Source organism: Microcoleus sp. LAD1_D5 (assembly GCF_036702115.1).
GTDB lineage: Bacteria > Cyanobacteriota > Cyanobacteriia > Cyanobacteriales > Microcoleaceae > Microcoleus.
Genome location: NZ_JAUBSA010000001.1, coordinates 1 through 18108, shown reverse-complemented (window position 1 = coordinate 18108; position 18108 = coordinate 1). Strand labels below are relative to the sequence as shown.

Annotated in this window: 14 protein-coding genes; 9 read left to right on the top strand and 5 right to left on the bottom strand. The window is 48.1% G+C overall.

Going from position 1 to position 18108, the window contains the following annotated elements; genetic code table 11:
• Positions 1-110 precede the first annotated feature (110 nt).
• Positions 111-446 (bottom strand): PEP-CTERM sorting domain-containing protein, encoded by a 336-nt coding sequence (locus QUA70_RS00070; protein WP_333410275.1) that lies wholly within the window; start codon positions 444-446, stop codon positions 111-113.
• A 464-nt stretch (positions 447-910) separates the two neighbouring features.
• Positions 911-2506, bottom strand: coding sequence for a GTPase HflX (hflX, locus tag QUA70_RS00065; RefSeq protein WP_445251599.1), 1596 nt, complete (start codon positions 2504-2506; stop codon positions 911-913).
• Between the two features lie 578 nt (positions 2507-3084).
• Between hflX and QUA70_RS00060 the strand changes: the two genes are divergently transcribed.
• Entirely contained in the window at positions 3085-3297 is a 213-nt protein-coding gene (locus QUA70_RS00060) for a chlorophyll a/b-binding protein (RefSeq protein ID WP_333041855.1), read from the top strand.
• 153 nt (positions 3298-3450) lie between these two features.
• On the opposite strand, the gene QUA70_RS00055 is transcribed toward QUA70_RS00060, so the two are convergent.
• Positions 3451-3594 (bottom strand): hypothetical protein, encoded by a 144-nt coding sequence (locus QUA70_RS00055; RefSeq protein ID WP_333333822.1) that lies wholly within the window; start codon positions 3592-3594, stop codon positions 3451-3453.
• A 1-nt stretch (position 3595) separates the two neighbouring features.
• Here QUA70_RS00055 and QUA70_RS00050 point away from each other — a divergent pair, with 1 nt between their 5' ends.
• The gene (locus QUA70_RS00050; RefSeq protein WP_333333820.1) at positions 3596-3874 is read left to right on the top strand and encodes a Photosystem I reaction center subunit PsaK; all 279 of its coding nucleotides are present in this window, start codon (positions 3596-3598) and stop codon (positions 3872-3874) included.
• A 213-nt stretch (positions 3875-4087) separates the two neighbouring features.
• Here QUA70_RS00050 and QUA70_RS00045 read toward each other — a convergent pair whose 3' ends face one another.
• Both QUA70_RS00045 and QUA70_RS00040 read right to left on the bottom strand, forming a co-directional pair.
• A complete protein-coding gene (locus tag QUA70_RS00045) occupies positions 4088-6961 on the bottom strand; it encodes a zinc-dependent metalloprotease (RefSeq protein WP_445251600.1) in 2874 nt (957 codons plus the stop codon).
• Between the two features lie 106 nt (positions 6962-7067).
• On the bottom strand, positions 7068-10592 hold the full coding sequence (locus QUA70_RS00040; RefSeq protein ID WP_333344728.1) for a hypothetical protein: 3525 nt from the start codon (positions 10590-10592) through the stop codon (positions 7068-7070).
• 635 nt (positions 10593-11227) lie between these two features.
• Between QUA70_RS00040 and QUA70_RS00035 the strand changes: the two genes are divergently transcribed.
• From QUA70_RS00035 to QUA70_RS00005, 7 genes are all read left to right on the top strand, one after another.
• Positions 11228-11452, top strand: a complete 225-nt coding sequence (locus QUA70_RS00035) for a hypothetical protein (RefSeq protein ID WP_333344730.1) — start codon at positions 11228-11230, stop codon at positions 11450-11452.
• A 423-nt stretch (positions 11453-11875) separates the two neighbouring features.
• A complete protein-coding gene (gene ppc, locus QUA70_RS00030; RefSeq protein WP_333344731.1) occupies positions 11876-15001 on the top strand; it encodes a phosphoenolpyruvate carboxylase in 3126 nt (1041 codons plus the stop codon).
• A gap of 138 nt (positions 15002-15139) precedes the next feature.
• The gene (locus QUA70_RS00025) at positions 15140-16276 is read left to right on the top strand and encodes a phosphodiester glycosidase family protein (protein ID WP_333344733.1); all 1137 of its coding nucleotides are present in this window, start codon (positions 15140-15142) and stop codon (positions 16274-16276) included.
• Between the two features lie 46 nt (positions 16277-16322).
• On the top strand, positions 16323-16883 hold the full coding sequence (locus QUA70_RS00020; protein WP_333333810.1) for a Uma2 family endonuclease: 561 nt from the start codon (positions 16323-16325) through the stop codon (positions 16881-16883).
• Positions 16884-17021: 138 nt separating this feature from the next.
• Positions 17022-17246: a hypothetical protein gene (locus tag QUA70_RS00015; protein WP_333333808.1), complete on the top strand. Its 225-nt coding sequence runs from the start codon at positions 17022-17024 to the stop codon at positions 17244-17246.
• Entirely contained in the window at positions 17233-17658 is a 426-nt protein-coding gene (locus tag QUA70_RS00010) for a hypothetical protein (protein ID WP_333333806.1), read from the top strand. Before QUA70_RS00015 ends, QUA70_RS00010 begins: the two co-directional genes overlap by 14 nt.
• An 89-nt stretch (positions 17659-17747) precedes the next feature.
• Entirely contained in the window at positions 17748-18074 is a 327-nt protein-coding gene (locus tag QUA70_RS00005) for a hypothetical protein (protein ID WP_333344735.1), read from the top strand.
• The last annotated feature ends 34 nt before the right edge of the window (positions 18075-18108 follow it).

Genomic DNA, 18108 nt, shown 5'->3' with positions numbered 1-18108 from the left:
AGTTATTTTTTATACAATTTTTTATTTTTTATATAAATTTAAGTAAACAAATACCCACGCTTAAAAAAACGGAGACATTTTGAAGGCAAACAGGTTGGTCATCAGCCTGCCTAGCGCTGCGGACCAACCTGATTGTTTCGCTTTCTGCACGAACAGAGCATTCCTGCACCTGTCAGTAGGACTGCGATCGCAGTACCCGGTTCAGGAATAGAAGTTGAGTTTCTCGAAGGTTCGCTTCTGTACATTTGGGAGAAACTCGACTGGTTAGCCACTTGCGGGCCGGGTTCCGTTTCTGTTGATGTCTGGCTGGAGGCACAGGCACTAGAATAATTTCCCGGACCGCACACATCTACTGCTGAAGCCGGAGGGGCGGCAGCTAGATAGTAAAACGCTGTTGCCATGGTGGCAGAGAGTCCAATTGCTAGTTTTGCCAGTGGCGTACACATAACTATTTAGTTAAACAGTGGTAAAATCGAAAAATAGAAATAGTCTTAGAGATTAGCGCTGCACGACGGGCAAGAATTTTAGAGTTCTTACCATAAATGGATGTATTCTCTCGCAAACGTCTGTAAAAGATAGTATAGCGCTTGAGGTGAGTGCCCAAACACTTTAATAATATTATTCTCTTTCACATTGACGTTGCGTACCGTGGTTGGCCCAGAGTGAAGCAACATCTTTTTGCAACCTCTGAACCAACAGCCGTTACAGCCATTAACAAAGAGTGTTTTTACCTTGACAGCGGCATCGGGAAATTAATTATTTAACCGATCGCCAAATAGAGATGCTGTATTGTACTTTGGAATGCACAATCTGACTACTCTTTTATAATCTCATAGTTCGACTATATCTGTCCTCAGTATATGTACGTATATTCCCCGATGTCAACTATTCAAAAGGAATATTTAAGTATTTACCGAGGGTAGAGAGCGTATTGAATGAGCTGAGCTAGTCTGTCGCGGAGAGTTTCCATCCCAAGACCTTTGGCCGCCGAAATAAATACGGCTTGAGGAAACTCTTCTCGCGCGAGGGCGAGAGTATCTCCATCGGCAGCATCAATTTTGTTAAAAGCTACAAGGGCTGGCCCGGGGGTTACGGGCATATCTGCCAAAATATTCATGACCGATCGAATTTGGCTCTGCCACGCGGGATGCGAGAGATCGACCAGGTGCAGCAAAGCATCGGCGTCAGTGACTTCTTCGAGGGTAGCTCGAAAAGCGTCGATCAAGGATGGGGGCAGTTCGCGAATAAAGCCCACTGTATCTGTGAGGACGATCGACAAGGGTTCCCCGGTGACATCGCCTGGAATCGTCAGCTTTCGGGTGGTGGGGTCGAGGGTGGCAAATAACTGGTCGGCTGCATAGACCTCGGAATTCGTGAGCAGGTTGAGCAGAGTCGATTTACCGGCGTTGGTGTAGCCCACGATCGCCACTGAGGGTACATCGTGATGATGGCGGTTCTGCCGCAGCCGAAAACGGTGTGCCAGCAGTTGATTTACTTCTTGCTGCAATCGAGAAATGCGTTTGGCGATCGTCCGCCGTTCGGTTTCTAGTTTGGTTTCCCCTGGGCCTCTGGTACCAATGCCAGCACCCTGTCTCGACATTGCCTGACCGATCCCTCTGAGCCGGGGCAGGGCGTACTCTAGCTGAGCGAGTTCGACTTGCAATTTACCCTCGCTTGATCGAGCTCTTTGGGCAAAGATGTCGAGAATTACCTCTGTTCGATCAACGACGCGGATACCTATCTGAGTTTCCAAGTTCCGTATTTGTGCGGGGCCCAGGTCGCGATCGAATACCACGAGGTTAGCGCTAACCGTCTGAGCGGCGAGGGAAATTTCCTGAACTTTGCCTTCGCCGACGACTGTCTGCGGATGGGGGCGCGATCGTTTTTGGCGCACTGTTTGCAGAACCTGACCTCCGGCGCTTTCAACCAGCCGCGTTATTTCTGCGAGCCCGTCCTCAAACTCCAACTGAGTCATGTGCTGAGTCATTACACCTACCAACAGCACTTTGTCTTGGTCTGCATCGACCTGCTTAGCGACAAACTCTGCTTGAAACTCTGCTTCGAGTCCTTCCACCAAATCCAGAAAGTCTTGGTCGGCGAGTTCGTCCAAATTCAGCGGTTCTGATATTTTCCAGGGAAAGTGTTGAGTTTTGATTAGTGACTTTTGAATTGAAGGCTCTTCTATTTCATCAGTTGAATCTGGTTCTAACTGAGCGCTCAAAACAGAAAACTCAAAATTTGGCTGATCTCCCTGGGGTATCAAGTGAGCGAGATAAGTTTCTTGAATGTAACCAGTCGCACCGCCCCCGCGGCGCTGAAATCCTCCGCCGGTCAGTGTCAGCCAAACAAGCGCGTCCAGGCGCTGAATTGCCATTGCGGTGAGAGCTGCTTCGCTTGGGGTTTCTGGCTTCAGGTGGGTGGCGATGCAGCGAATACCGCTGAGGCGACCTCCCCCATACCGGGGTAATTCTAAGGGTGCAATCTGGGTTTGTCGCGGTGAACCCACGCCGACGCGAATTACTTGTCCACGACGGTTGATGTAGGTGCAGATTGGTTTGTCTATTTCCGTGCTAATGGCTGCGACGCGCTGGGCGAATTCTGCAGTGGTGATACGATCGCCCGGTAGTCGCTGATGGTACAGCTTTTCGAGTTGCTTGAGCTGGCTGGACTTTAAACCTTGAAGATGGCCGTAGATGGTTTCGATAACTGTTTCTCCCGATCGATCTGTTTATGTCCTATTTTAGTTAACTCAAGAGCGATCGTGTTCGGGTTTTAAGTTCAAATTTACTAAATTTTCTTGCCTCTAGCAGAGCGCGGCTTCAGTATTGTCGAGTCACCAGCGCCGTTGTTTGTCGCTACGGGGCGATGGATCCTTTCACAGCGGCTCTCTCAACTTGCAGTTGTATTTAGTATCTACATATACAGGTAATCGCTGAAAAATCTGGCGAAACAAAAGTTAACACTTCATTTTTTGTTTCAAAATCCTCCTTTAGACTTGTGTGTATCTTGAGCCTAGAGACAGATAGCAAAGCAGAAATTAGGTCGCTACCATGAGAAGCGAACATTGTTAAGGAATGTAAAAACATGGAAACTCGTCCTACTAACTTGCCTCCTACGGCTAATGCTTACAACGGCAAAGATCGGAATGCCTTTTTGTTTGGCTTCAACCCCCAAGCTGAACTCTGGAACGGTCGCTTAGCGATGATCGGTTTCTTAGCTTATTTGCTTTGGGACGCCGCTGGATATAGCGTTCTGCGTGACATACTTCACTTTCTGCCTACCTACATTGCTCAGTAATGAGTAGCGGCTTTTCCTGTCTGGCAGCGTGAGTAAATGCCGCCACTGCCAGACAGGCTAAAAGTTACAAATGGCAGCGAGTAGGGTTTTGTCCTTTTGTATCTTTCGTTACTTTTGAATGGCATTAAAAGACTTCTTGCTGCGATTCAATGATTACGGGTGGGGGCGCTGTCGCCGACGCGGTGAATATTGACAGCAACAGATATTTATGGCGTAAAGGCGATCGCCCCTGCTGTATTTTTGGCAAGAAATCTCATCGAGCATTTCTGATACTTTATGAAAAATAGGAGAATCCACGATGATTAACTCAAATTTACTGGCCGTAGTAGAGTCGGCTCTGACTGACACAGCATCAGGAAATTGGCAAAAACCGATAGTAATGTTTGTTTGCAATATCTTAGCATTGCTAGTTCTCAGCCGCCGAATTTGGTATCCCCACGTTGGGCCGAAAATGCCTTTGCCCTTCCCCTCTCTGTTCAATAATGTAAGCGTACCGGCATTTCTGGCTTGCATGAGCGCCGGTCATTTGCTCGGAGTATTCACGATTTTGACCCTCAACATCGACAAGTATTTTTAGGAGAAATTGCGTCGCTTTTGTGGTGATTTATTGCTACAATTTGTAGTAAGCTAAAAAGCGCCAAAAAAATGAATGGCAGGGGTAAGTGAAAAGCACTCACCCCTAATTTTAATTTTTGCGCTCCAGTGACGCAGAAATCGTTTTTTTTACCATGCACCTACAACGAACCGGACTTACAGCGGTTCCCGCTGTTATGAGGTACAAATCCCAAGATTAATTTGACTGAATTTGCGAATTCAAAACCTTAGAAATTCGATCGCGCGTTTCCTCCAAATGAGCCCGCGTATAAGCATCAGCATTCCGATCCAAATTCCGAATACTCTTGCTCAAACCCTCCCGCAACTGCCGCAACTCGTACCAAGCCAAACTCCGCGCATCCTCTGGAACATTCGTTTTTCGCAGCACCATTCCGATCAAAATCGCCAAATGTTCCCGCTGCAAAGAACGCCGAAAAGTTGAAATTTGCATCTTCTTTTCGGGCTGCAAAACCTCTTGCCAGATATCCTTTTGCACAGTATTCAACACTTCCGGCAACCTCAAAGCAGTTTCCGGCGCTGATTTTAACTCGGCATCCCGCAGCCTCGCCAAGCGCATCGGAGATAGCAAAACCCGCAACACAAACCGCTGCAAAAAAGTAATTCGATCGCCGATCGGGTAATCTAGAGGAAACACCAAAGCCGGACTTCCCCAGTGCTCCCAGCGCGAGGGCGCCAATTTGTTGAGCAACTCCGGGGCAAAACTAAACGCATCCGGCGCAAAAACGTACTTTTCTAATGTTGCTAAAGCTTCTCGCTGCTGAGAAAGTTCGATCGGCACAAACGGCAACTTCGCATTAGTATCTCCAGGGCGAATCCGGCTAAACGACTGTCCCCCTACATACAAAGTCGCATTCATCACCTGGTTGACATAATACCCGAACACCGAATCAAACATCACCCGCAGTTCGTTATAACCGTCTTCCCCAACCGGAATTCGCTTTTCCAAACGCTTCCACATCGCCCTCGCATTATCCAATTGCCATTGCGAATACCTCAGCATATTGGCGCTGAGATCGAAGGTATTTGCAGCGGGATCGAGAATATCAACAGAATCCTCATCCGGCGCGTAAGATAATTGCTGTTGGGCAGCGCGGCTGGCAATTTGTTGCAGCGCTGGTAAGTCGCTGTTGGGGTTTACGCCGCCAATCACCTTGTAACCATACTCGATCGCCCAATCGTCATAAGGCCCTACAATCGTTGGATAATAGTCGCCCTGCACAGTTCCCTGCGGTGCCAAATTAATCGGCACATAATCCATCACCGACGCTACCAAACCTTGGGTGCGAGTTACCTGAGTATTGTTCAACTCCTCCGGTTGCAGCATCGTACTCCCGTGAAAATTGTGCCTCAAACCGAGAGTGTGACCGACTTCGTGGGCTGTCAAATATCGGATATATTCATTCACATAATTGTCAATTGCCGGACTGCTAGGCGCTGCATTTTCCAACAGATCCATCGACATTGCCCCCATCGCAAACTGGCGACTCGATTCCAACCCAAAACACATATCCGAACTCGACATCAACCGCGATAAAGGATCTCGCTTTTGCTCTTGATATCTTTCTACCAAAGTCGGCAAATCATCAGCAATTCCACCTTGAGCATTTTCGCCGCTGCTTTTTCCTAAATCCCCATTTTCTAGCACATTCAAATAGCGAGAATACATCCCAAACTGACAGGGATTGGTATTAGAACCGTTTCGCCCTTGAAAACTCTTAGATAGCGATCTATTTTGTTCCACCAAAGACCGATAACCCTGTTTGATTTCCCGGACAACATTAGCATCTAAAAGAATGTCAGCATCCAAAATTTCCCCCGTCAGCGGGTTAGTGCGAGAGGGCCCGATGCCGGCAAACTGAGGCTCAAAAGAACTCGACCAGCGGATAGTATTGTAGCGAACGTCAGCCGGATCCCATTTAGCATTGTCCGGCATTTGTTTGACCTGAATTGCCTCAGTAAAACCTGACTTTTCAAAAGCTTTGTTCCACTCCAAAACGCCCTCGCGAATTGCGTTTCGGTATTCGGGAGGCACATTATTTTCAATCCAAAAGACGATCGGCTGTACCGGAGGCGACATCGGCGCTGTCGGGATTTGCTTTTGCAAATGCCAGCGATTGATATAGCGCACAAAAGGCTCCCGGCTGCTCTTGTCAGAAAAGTCCTTATATGCTGTAAGAAAATAGCCCACTCGCTCGTCCGCCAGTCTGGGGCGATAGCCGTTATTTAGCGGCACTTCCGAGAAACTGTAGTGAATGCGGAGGTTAAAAGCCCGACTGTCAGGAACCGAAGGTAAATAGTTAACTTCACTGTCGTTATCGCTAGAAAAACCATAGACAGAAGCAATCTCCACATTCAGCGGAAACGCTTTAACATCTTTAAAAGAAGACTTGTCTGCATCGATCGAGTAAGAAGCGCCCAATATCATCGGCAAAATCGCTTTTACCCCTGGTAAATCCCGCTTTTCGCTCATCAGCAAATCGCCTAAATCGATCAGCAGAGTTTGTGTTTGCGGATGAATACTTTTGAGAGGCAAAGAATAGAGAATCGAGTCGCTAAATCCCCGTTCTACCGAACCTGCTTGCGGGTCGCCCGGACTTGTGCGAAAATTTATATTTGGTATCACAAACTGCACGTTATTTTGGACGCGCCGCAGTTGAAACAAGAAATCGCCGATCGGCATTCCGCTCAAAATGCCCGCTTCCCCCAAACCCGATGCCAATGTCACAAAGCACAGGAACTTTTTGTTGAATTGTTCCGGTTTAATTTCTAGATATACTTTATCAGTTGCTTGATTGCGGTAAAGGGTAAATAATCCCTCTAACTTTTGCGCGTCTTTAACAACCTGTTCAAAGGGTGCCAGAGTTGGCTGTTCGCTACTTTGTTCGTTGCTGGGCGGCGGAGATGATAAAGCTAAAGGTAAAAATAAACCTTTATACAAACTGAAACAGAAAAAGGCTAAAGATAATATAAAAAATATCAAAGGCCAATTTTTTCTGGGACTTTTGATCGGTTGATTTTTGCTATTTTCAGGAAATATCAATCTTTTCATTTTCAGTATCCAGCCGCAGGAAAGAATAGTTTTGAGAGCGTCGCGCAGCAGTCGCAACGCTGGGTTCATTTAACTTCTAAAATAACTCACAACTCAAAAGTCAAAACTATTGTTTAGCAGGCCAGGGAATCATGGGATCTTGAGCCAACCGCTTAGAAACTTCAACAGCACCGTAACGGTTGAGGTGGCTGGGGTCGGAAAAAGATTCCCGCGCCTGGGGCCACAATAAACTATTATCTAGGAAAATTAGTCCGCTTTGGGCTGCTAATTCTTGCATATATTGCCGGAATTCTTGTTCGTAACCTGTCCGCACCGGGTCTAAATAATCTTCAGTCAGAGGCATATTCACAAACACGAGATTGATGTTGCGAACCTTGGTAAATTCGATCAGATTTTTGAGTGCTAGAGCTTGTTCGCCTACCAATTTAAAATTTTGATAGTCGGAGTCGTAATAACCAGATACTTTCGGGTGCTTCTGAAAGTAAGTCTCGGGATTGAAGCGTATATCGATCGGCAAAAAGCCATTTGGTTGAAACTCGCTGGGTGGTTTACTCGCAGCGGTTGGCTGGGCGTTTTCAGTTGTTTGTTGACCCAGAGGTGCGGTTTGGGGGATCTCGGTTGCAACAGAGGCTGATGGATTCGCGATCGATCGCAAAAACCCTTTAAGTTGATCGCGCTTTTTGTAAGTTGCAGAACCCTCCACCAACTTTTGATTCACCAATTGCTGAACATTAGCTTGAGCTTGTCCCAAATTCTGCACCAATTCAGTCGCACTCGCCACCGGATTGTTGGCGCTTTCGTTCGATGTTTCGGATTCTAATTGATTGGTGCGGATCAGAAAACTACCCCGGCTCAATTGCCTGTAACCTTCCGAAGAAGCGATCGCACTAAAAGTCAAATCCGGCCGCCCGCTGTTGAGAGCCCTCGCCCCGTCAGCCAACACCAGCAATTTCGGCAGTTGTTGCGGCGGCAAAATCCGGCGGATGATCGAATCTACAACCTGGAGAGTAGCTCCATTAACCCCAAAATTGTAAGCCCTCAGCCCCGGGTAGCCCGAAGCTGCCAAAGCTGTTTCCAAAACCGCCGGGTCGATCCCCCGCAACGCCCTCGAACTACCGACAATTAAAATATCCGGCGGTTTTTTGTGCAGGTGAATGTACTCTTGATAGCGTGCTATCTGGTCGTCAAGCTGCTCGCTCCTTAAAGTTGGGAACACCGGAGGAGCAGAAACATCAACTACAGGAACGCTAGTATTTCCCGGTTTCGTAAACCCAGAGCCGTTGAAAGCCTCTTGCTGGTTCGCTTCCGGCGACGGTTGCAACGGAATTCGAGGCAAATTCACCTCCCCAGAAGGGGGAACGGGGTTCGCAGTTTCGTTCGGAAGTCGGGCTGTAACGTCGCCCAAAGCCTTGGGAGCTGAATTTTGACAATTTGGGCCCCTGCAAACTTCGGAGGCGCTAGGAGCTTGACTGACCGTCGCAGATTGCAGAAATAGACCGAGGAGCCAATCGGTATTGAAAGTCAGCAGACAGCCAGCGATCGCCCAAATCAAAGCCATTCTCGCCGCGCGATCGGCTCTCACGCCACCGGGCGCAGCAGCATTCGTTGATAAACCATCGTTGGGAACAAACAAACCCGAAGCGACAAGCGGTTGCACCGCAGCTTGAACTAACTGCTCGCCCAGATTGTATCCGGGGAGTCTGATTTTGAAGCGGGGCCGCCAAGAGTGGGGCATCGGAGCATCGAACACCAAATTGTCGCCCAAACCCGAAAAACTCCCATCCTCCGCCGGCGCAAACTCCGGCACCGGTTCCTTTTCCAATACAGCCACTTGGGAGGGAGCCGGTGCGGGTGCCGTCGCTGATTCCTCGTCAACAGCCGTTCTGAGGTCGATTGCGTAGCGCCACAGGGGCAGTTTCTGGCCGGCGCGGCGTCCGTAGACTCGCACCCCTGCCACTCCCGGAATTTGTAAGTGTCGCAAAAATTTCGCCACCGGCGGGCCTACCTTCGACTGAGAAGGGCAAGTCAGAGCTTCTGTCATGACGTGCAGCACGTTAGCTTTTTGCAGCACGACAGCCCGAATCCCTCCTGTTTCCAGCTTGCGTCTGAGATTGGGGTTGAGCAACCTGTTCAATAAAAAAGTCAAAGCCAATTGGTCGCCCTCGACTGCCAGCGTTCTAGCGTTTGCCGCCAAGTCGGGGTGGTGGGCGGCAGGCAAGTCCACCCAGTCTATCCACACCGGGGACTCCGGCGCCGCCTGAGAGTCCTTGGCTGGTTCTACGCCGTAGATAGTAGCTGCGCGGATGCCTTGGGGCGCAAAGGAGGCTAACAAAGGGGCGATCGTGTCGGTGGTTTGGTGCTTATCCGGGTATTCTTGCCGTTTAGGCTTTTGTCCTTTTTTGGCAGTTTTGCTGCAAAACAGGTGGAGGGTTGCTTCTTTGAGGGTAGCCCGCACTTCGACTCTCGATGCCGCCAAGTGTTGGTTTAGGAGTTTGGCGATCGACTGTACGTCTCCCCACCTGGCCCATTCCTTGAGAATTTTGTCCGGCGAAGTCAAATCCACCCGCAGCAGCCAGTCCGGCTTCGCTTCGCCGCTGACTTGGCTGGCGATCACGGCTTCCCGGAAATCCTCTAGTTGCAGTTTCCGCAGCCTGCCGGCGATGGGTTCTGCCAGCAATGAGGGGTCGGGGCTGTAAGCTGACTCGCACAGCACCAGCAGCCGGCGTTCCTTGGGCTTGATATTTTCCGGTCCATTCACCGGCAGGTTTTCCCGGCTGCTTTTGAGTTCTTTTTCGCGAATGCTTACTTTCACCGAAACTCCCATCGGCCCGAGGATTTCGCTGAGATAGCTGGCGATCGCATCTGGATAGCCCCGGCGCGCCAAAGTTTCCGGCGAAACCGTCAATGTTCCGCTGCGATCGCCCTCGCCTGAGTCAGCTTCGGGGGATTGAATCAAAGCCACCGCGCCACGGTTCGCTTTCTGCTGCGGGGGAACGGCGGAACCGACAACTTCCCGCGTCGCAGCAGCCGAAGTGTCGATCGTCACGGGGGAAGTTTCAAAAACTTCTGGGTATTCAATGCGGGAGGCGATGGGCAGACTTTCGGCGTCAAAATCCAGTTCTTCCCTTACTTGTGGCGGGTGAGCCGATGTTTCTACCTGTTTTGGTGTCTGTTTGAGTTTGTGGTTGTCATTCTTAAATTTGCCGAAAAATCCGCCTCTTTTAGGGCTTGCTGGCGGTTCGTCGGGGGAACTCGCTGGCGGCGGCTCTTGGGCAACTTTTGGTTCCGGTTGCTGTGGCTGTGGCTGTGGCTGTCGCTGGGGACTGCTGCAATCGAGCCGGACTGTCCAGTCATTTTGTCGTGAACCGATTTTGCGGCCGCACAGAAACAACTGGTAAATTTTAGGTCGATCGGGCAGAAGTTGCGTTAAATCAGTGTGTTCTAGGGCGCTGGTAAATCTCGCCGTCACCAATTCTTGAGACGGACACTGCGCTGCTTCGCACAAAATGTGCAGGTGATTTCCCCGCAAACGCGCTTGTACTTGAACTTCGGGAAGCCCTAAAGCTTCTTGCGCCCACTGCGACGCGCTCGATCGATTGTCTGCCAATATGCTCCCGTTCGCATTCAACATGAAACTCTAAATTTTGCCAAAGCTGGTTTTGTTTTCTAGAAATAGCACAGTTACAAATTTTACCGACAATTATTTTATTTGCCGAGCCTAACCGTTTTGTCTGGTTTAAGCCATGCTGGACTTAGTGTCTGGCCTTGTATCCCCTCGGCTTCGAGCCGTTGGGGAATATTTTTTTGATAATACCTCGACATTTTGGCACAGATAAGTCCAAATTAAGCCAAGCAACCAATTATTCGTCATTAGTCATATCGTTTCTGTTTGCATCCGAATAATAATTAGATTTCTCTCATAATTCTTGTGGAACAGGCATCCTGCCTGTTCAAGACTGGCTTTTCGGGAAATGTCTATTATTTTCCGACTGTAGTGCTGTGGTTTCGCTGAGCTACGCGGAGAGAGTCGCACTATCGATCGCATTCGGGGAGTATCCCGATTTTATACAAAACGTTTTTTCCGAGTGCGAGCTTAATATCTCGCGAGAAGATATGTATAGGCTTGGCTACACGAGGACGATCGCTTGCAGCATATCATTCGGATGTCACCTGATTTGATCTCAGAAGTCATTAGTCAGAAAGCAGCGGTCAAGATGATTATTTCCCTTGTAAACTGAGGATTACGGATTGACACAGGAGAAATTTATGCCGTCGGAAAACCAAGACTTGCTCAAAAATCAAACCCCTGAGAGTCCAAAGTTGCCAGTTCCCTCAGACATTTTATTGAGCTTGGTCGCTTTACCTATGCTGGGTGGGTTGGTGGTGGCTAAAGCTGCTGCTGAGTTTGTTGCGTCGATCGGCGTTGAAAGCGAAGAAGTCTTTCGGGGTTCGCGCCTTCCCGTGCTCAACTTTCCTCAATCACAGGATTAGAAAGCCCAAGGAAGGATGCTGTAGCTAGAAGTTAAATTTTGTGACCCCGCCCAAAAACGGATACGGTGCCACGTACTCCTGTCGGGGAGAGAGAAAAATTTTCGACCCGAGTTCAACTTCCCAGATTCATCTTGGGAGTAAATCTAAAATTGTTCGACTGAGGGCGACTCGACGCTCGCGATCGCCGAACGTCGAGTCGCCGATCGTCTAAAATCTAAAATCGCCAGTCAACTGATATAAAAGCTTGACAATAGGTACAATCTGTGGTCTAAGAATTAATCTTTCCTTATACTTTGTACATAACTGCCTTCTACTTTCTACGTTGCAATAAGTTGTCTCAAATTTGACTGCAAACAAAAGTGTTTTAGGCGAAACTAAACCATACAATTTTCTTGACACCCGCAGCTATTGAGGAACAGCCCGATGAGTTCAGTCCTCCAGTCTTCAGAACAGGCTATTGATGCAACATCTATTTCCCATTCTCCCGCTTACTCAAAATCAGACCTGTTTCTGCGAAATCGCCTCAAAGTTGTAGAGGACTTGTGGGAATCGGTGCTGCGACAGGAGTGCGGGCAGGAATTGGTGGATTTGCTCCAACAAATGCGATCGGTCAATTCCGCCGAGGGACAAGCCACTCACTTTCGCGAGTCGAATGTCGTACAGCTAATCGAAAAGCTCGATCTCAACGCTGCCATCCGCGCCGCTAGGGCTTTTGCACTGTATTTTCAGTTGATCAACATTGTCGAACAGCACTACGAACAGCGAGACCAACAGCTAGCTTACGCTAGTAGCAACGATGCTGGTGGGCGAATGTTTTCTAAGCTGCCAGGACAAGCAACGGATGCCCCCGATCGCCCGCGGCACAGGGAAGGCCCAGGCCCCGCCCAAACGGTTCTGAGCAATGCAGACAGCAGCGAGACGATCGCCCGAGATGCCGGCACTTTTCACCAACTGTTCCCGATGCTGCTGCGCTTGAACGTGCCCAGCCAGCAAATCCAGCGGTTGATCGATCAGTTAGATATCCGCTTGGTATTCACCGCTCACCCGACAGAGATTGTCCGCCACACGATCCGCACCAAACAGCGACGAATGGCGAAGATTCTCCAACAGCTAGACCAAGTTGACGAGAAATTTCAGGTGCTTGGGGCCGACTCTCAAAGCCCCTACCCGGTGTCTTGCTGGGCAGCGGCGGCTCTCCAAGAGCAACTGATGGAAGAAATTCGCCTCTGGTGGCGCACGGACGAACTGCACCAATTCAAGCCGACTGTGCTTGACGAGGTGGAATACACTCTCCACTACTTCGATGAAGTGCTGTTTGATGCGATTCCCGAACTCTACCACCGCTTAAAGCAAGCGCTCCACGCTTCTTATCCTTATCTGAAACCGCCGAGTTACAATTTTTGCAAGTTCGGTTCTTGGGTGGGATCGGACAGGGACGGCAACCCTTCTGTGACTCCGAAAGTTACTTGGCAAACAGCTTGTTATCAGCGCCATTTGGTGCTGTGTAAGTACATCAACGCCGTGAAACGCCTCAATGAACTGTTGAGTTTGTCGCTGCACTGGAGCGACGTGCTGCCGGAATTGCTGGAATCTCTCGATCGCGACAAATCGGAATTCCCGGAGGTTTACGAGCAGTGGGCGATTCGCTATCGGCAGGAACCTTATCGGCTAAAGCTGGCTTACGTACTCCAGCGACTGGAAAATACGCGCGATCGCAATTGGCGGCTCTACAAAGGAGACGAGTTGCAGCGGGAACGCGAAGCTTTGTCAGAACATCCCGGAATGACGGGCCTTTATAGATCGGGTACTGAGTTTTTAGCCGAGCTGCAGCTCATCGAGCGCAATTTAGTCGAAACAGGTTTGAGCTGTCGGGACTTGGAAAATCTGCTCTGCCAAGTAGAAATTTACGGGTTTAATTTGGCTTATCTAGATATCCGCCAAGAGTCAACTGTACACTCTGACGCTTTGAGCGAAATTGCTGAATACTTGCAAATTTTGCCCAAGTCTTACAATCAAATGTCGGAAGGCGATCGAGTTATTTGGTTGGCAACAGAACTGCAAACTCGCCGCCCTTTAATTCCAGCAGAATTGCCGTTTTCTCCCAAAACTTGCGAGACGATCAATACCTTCCGAATATTGCGGCAAATGCAGCAGGAGTTTGGCCAGGAAATTTGCCAAACTTACGTCATTAGCATGAGCCACGATGTCAGCGATTTACTGGCAGTTTTGCTGTTAGCAAAAGAAGCCGGACTTTACGATCCGGCGACAGGAATTAGCAGCATTCAAGTAGTTCCCCTGTTTGAAACGGTGGAAGATTTGAAAAAAGCGCCGGAAGTAATGCAAAAAATCTTTGATTTGCCGCTTTATCGAGCTTTGCTAATAGGAGGATACGCGCAGGAACTAGCGGAAAAAAGCGAAGAAAATATCCAATGTCCAATCGAAACTCTCAAATTGCAAGAGGTGATGCTGGGCTATTCGGACAGCAATAAAGATTCGGGTTTCCTCAGCAGCAATTGGGAAATCCACAAAGCTCAAAAGGCTTTGCAAGTGGTTGCGGAAAAATACAATGTAGAGTTGCGGATTTTTCACGGCCGAGGCGGTTCTGTAGGGCGCGGCGGCGGGCCTGCTTACAAGGCAATTTTGGCTCAGCCTGGAAAGAGTATTAGCGGGCGAATTAAAATTACCGAACAAGGCGAGGTTTTGGCTTCTAAATATTCTTTGCCGGAGTTGGCGCTTTACAATTTGGAAACAGTGGCGGCGGCGGTAATTCAAGCTAGTTTGCTGCACACTGGTTTCGATGGCATCGACCCTTGGAATGAGATTATGGAGGAGTTGTCGGCGAAATCGCGATCGCACTACCGCCATTTAATCTACGAACAGCCGGATTTAGTCGATTTCTTCCACCAAGTTACCCCGATTCAAGAAATCAGCCAGTTGCAAATTAGTTCTCGCCCAGCCCGTCGCGGTGGCAAAAAAGACATCAGCGGTTTGCGAGCAATTCCGTGGGTGTTTAGCTGGACTCAAAGCCGCTTTTTGCTGCCTTCTTGGTACGGTGTCGGCACAGCTTTGCAAGAGTTTTTGGTGGAGGAACCAGAAGAACACATGAAACTTTTGCAGTATTTCTACTTGAAATGGCCATTTTTTAGAATGGTAATTTCTAAGGTGGAAATGACTTTATCTAAGGTGGATTTGCAGATTGCAGAACACTACGTGCAGGAGTTAGCTTTGCCGGCTGACAAGGAGCGTTTTAAGGCTTTATTCGATCAAATTGCGACCGAATTTCACTTAATTCGCGCTTTGGTTTTAAGTATTACCGGACACCAACGTTTGTTGGACGAAGATCCGGCATTGCAGCGATCGGTGCAGTTGCGAAATGCCACGATTGTGCCTTTGGGTTTGTTGCAGGTTTCGCTGCTGAAACGCTTGCGGCAGCACGGTAGTGGCGGGGTTCCAGGGGTGATTCACTCGCGTTACAGCAAGGGTGAATTGTTGCGCGGAGCTCTGCTGACGATTAATGGTATTGCTGCGGGGATGCGGAATACGGGCTAGGCAAATAGTTTTGAGTTGTGATTTAGTGGTGAGGTGCGTGCTTACGCACCCTGCTACTGGTAGTTTCAGAATTCGCGCGATCGCCCATTGTAGTCACAGCCATAGAAAACTGTTCGCTATCCTAGCTGAGATTTTTTTATGTCTAAACGCAAACAGTCTGAAGGTTGTCGCCCGATGCTGCGGCGCACTTTTTTATTTTTAACGGGCATAGCTTTGGCGCGGGTTGTGGCTGACTATTTTGCGATCGCCCAAAACCGAGATAGTTTCTTGACTCTCGTGGGTCAAGTCTGGCAAAAGTCACTCGCTTTTTTATCAAGTATACAATCAAATCAAACTCCTCAACCTCTCCCTAGCAATCCCGTTGTAAAATCGCCAAAAACCAATCAACCTCTGCCGAGTAATCCTATTGTAAAAGCGCCAGAAAATTCTCCTGCTGTGCAGCCGTCTCCACCTCAAATTATCAGACGTTCTGCTAAGCAAGCAAAACCCCTACAACTCAGCCGCCAAAATGTAGCTGGCGCCAGCTTTTATCTCACAACTATTGACCTTGCAGACCCCGAAATTTATCTCACAATTGGGTTAGCTAATAATGCAGATTTTGCAAATACTTCTAAAGTAACGCGGGGCGACGAACCTTTTGAAAATATGGTGTCGCGTTACCGGGCTGCTGTTGTTGCTAACGGGACTTTTTTTGGTAAAAATGAGCAGAAATCTGTGCTGGGAAATATGGTGGCGGCGGGTAAGTTTCTGAAATATAGCCGATGGGAAAATTACGGCACGACTTTGGGGATTAAAGCGGGAAATCAATTGGAAATGGTGACGGCTAGAACTGAAGGTAAGCCGGATTGGAGTCAATATTGGTTTTCTCTGACTTGTGGGCCGAGATTGGTTAAAGGGGGGAAAGTTTGGCTGTCTCCTTTGTCGGAAGGTTTTAAAGATGCTGGTGTTTTGGGCGTGGGTTCGAGAACGGCGATCGGCTTTCCGGCTTCGAGAGATAAGTTATTTTTGGTGACTTTTCTTGATAGTTTGTCTTTGGAAGCAGAAGCTAAAGTTATGCGGGCGATCGGCTGTTTTGAAGCGATGAATTTGGACGGGGGCGCTTCGGTGGGTTTGGCTCATCAAGGGCAGATTTTATTGCCACCGGGACGGAATTTGACGAATGTCCTGGTGGTTTACGATCGCGAATATCCGGCGCCGGCTGAGTTAAAGCAGTCTTGGGAACGCTTTCAAAAGGGATTTCGACCAACGCCGTACAAATCAGTATTTTTTGAGTGAATTCGCAATTGCTATAATATGAAGTAAGCTTTTGCAGGCAAAGATTATGACAGCAACAAAAGAAAAAATCTGGACAGTCGAAGAATATCACCAGATGATTGAAGCTGGTATTCTCAATGAGGATGATAACATTGAACTCCTAGATGGGAGAATTGTTGAAATGAGTCCTCAAACACCGCTCCATGCTGGTACAACCCAGCGATCGTCCGATTATATCAAACAACTACTTGCCGGACAAGCTCACGTTCGGATGCAGTTGCCAATTACCTTAGCGACTTCGGAACCAGAACCAGATATAGCAGTTGTTCGTATCGATCCGGGTGCTTATCGCGACCATCACCCAAACCCTAGCGAAATATTGCTGTTAATTGAAGTTTCTTACGCGACATTACAAATTGACCGCCGGGAAAAAGCCCCGATTTATTCTAGAGCAAATATCCCTGAATATTGGATTTTAGATGTAGCGACCCGCGAGGCATATATTTATCGGAATCCTGCACCGGGAGGCTATCAATGTGAGATAGTTGTTGCGGATAATGCTGCGATTAGAATGCTAGCTTTTCCTGAGATTGAAATTAGTTTTTCCGAACTGTTTTTGCCTGTTTAGTTTGTGTTTGAGCTTTAACCGCAGATGGGAGCAGATCGGCGCCGATGAAGGCAGATAAAGACTTAGAACCAAGATGTTTTGGAGTGGTTTAAATTTGAAGGTCGTGGTAAGATGGCAATATGAATTCAATGGGGTTTTATGTCAAATATTGAATTATTAGACCAACTTCGGCAGTTATCCCCTGCTGAAAAATTTCAAATGATGCAGTTTTTAATGGCTGAATTGGCGAAAGAAGAAATCTTAAAGCCATTGGATAATGGCGCGGCTTATCGTTTTTGGTCGCCTTATGACTATGGTGATGCTGCTCAGAAATTAATGAGTTTATTAGAACAAGAAGAAACAAAAGACAATGCGAAATGCTAAACGGTTTCCTTTTATCGAACGAAGGAATCCAGCAGGAGAAACTAATGTTTTTCCCTGTGTACCCATAACTTTAAGCTATCGGGATTGTATTTCGGAGACTTTGGGTTTGTTGGATACGGGATCGAGTCTTAATGTTTTACCGTACCATGTTGGTTTAGCGTTGGGAGCTGTTTGGGAGGAGCAAACGCTTTCAATTCCGTTAGCAGGTAATCTTGCGCCAGTGGAAGCAAGGGGTTTAGCTGTGGTGGGACAAATTAGCGATTTTCCACCTGTTCGTTTGGCTTTTGCTTGGGCTAAATCTAACGATCCGCCTATTATTTTAGGCCAGTTAAACTTTTTTATGGAGTTTGATGTCTGTTTTTATCGTTCACAGTTGGCGTTTGAAGTGTGTCCTAAATTTAGGGATAGTTGAGATTATGAATCTGATAAAATGGTGGGTTGCAGCATAGATATGGGAAAATCTTAATTTTTGTGAGTCGAGATTGACAGGATACAAAATATGTGGTAATTTACGGAAAGAAATATACAATTATCATAAAAATTATCGAGATGAAAGACGAGTTGATAGCTGGAATCACTGCACCTGGTGTTGGTGGTTCGTCATTGGCTGGTTCAATTACAATTGCCACCATACCTATAGCCACTACTGCAACAGTGCCTGCTGCTGGTCTCGCAGGTTTGTTGGGCTTGACAACGACAGCAACAACTATTGTGAGTGCTCCAGTGACTCTCCCAGTTGCTGGAATTGTGGCAGTAGGGGCACTTTTAACCTATGGAGGTTATAACCCACATTCCGCAGATGTGTGTGGAATTTTTTATCAGTTGTGAAAAGTTGGAGTCAAAAAGTTTTTCCCTTTAACTT

What these genes read in the sequence shown, in the direction of transcription:
- QUA70_RS00070 (WP_333410275.1), bottom strand. Translation starts at nt 446, where the DNA reads ATGTGTACGCCACTGGCAAAACTAGCAATTGGACTCTCTGCCACCATG.
- QUA70_RS00060 (WP_333041855.1), top strand. Translation starts at nt 3,085, where the DNA reads ATGGAAACTCGTCCTACTAACTTGCCTCCTACGGCTAATGCTTACAAC.
- QUA70_RS00050 (WP_333333820.1), top strand. Translation starts at nt 3,596, where the DNA reads ATGATTAACTCAAATTTACTGGCCGTAGTAGAGTCGGCTCTGACTGAC.
- QUA70_RS00045 (WP_445251600.1), bottom strand. Translation starts at nt 6,961, where the DNA reads ATGAAAAGATTGATATTTCCTGAAAATAGCAAAAATCAACCGATCAAA.
- QUA70_RS00040 (WP_333344728.1), bottom strand. Translation starts at nt 10,592, where the DNA reads ATGTTGAATGCGAACGGGAGCATATTGGCAGACAATCGATCGAGCGCG.
- QUA70_RS00035 (WP_333344730.1), top strand. Translation starts at nt 11,228, where the DNA reads ATGCCGTCGGAAAACCAAGACTTGCTCAAAAATCAAACCCCTGAGAGT.
- ppc (WP_333344731.1), top strand. Translation starts at nt 11,876, where the DNA reads ATGAGTTCAGTCCTCCAGTCTTCAGAACAGGCTATTGATGCAACATCT.
- QUA70_RS00025 (WP_333344733.1), top strand. Translation starts at nt 15,140, where the DNA reads ATGTCTAAACGCAAACAGTCTGAAGGTTGTCGCCCGATGCTGCGGCGC.
- QUA70_RS00020 (WP_333333810.1), top strand. Translation starts at nt 16,323, where the DNA reads ATGACAGCAACAAAAGAAAAAATCTGGACAGTCGAAGAATATCACCAG.
- QUA70_RS00015 (WP_333333808.1), top strand. Translation starts at nt 17,022, where the DNA reads ATGTCAAATATTGAATTATTAGACCAACTTCGGCAGTTATCCCCTGCT.
- QUA70_RS00010 (WP_333333806.1), top strand. Translation starts at nt 17,233, where the DNA reads ATGCGAAATGCTAAACGGTTTCCTTTTATCGAACGAAGGAATCCAGCA.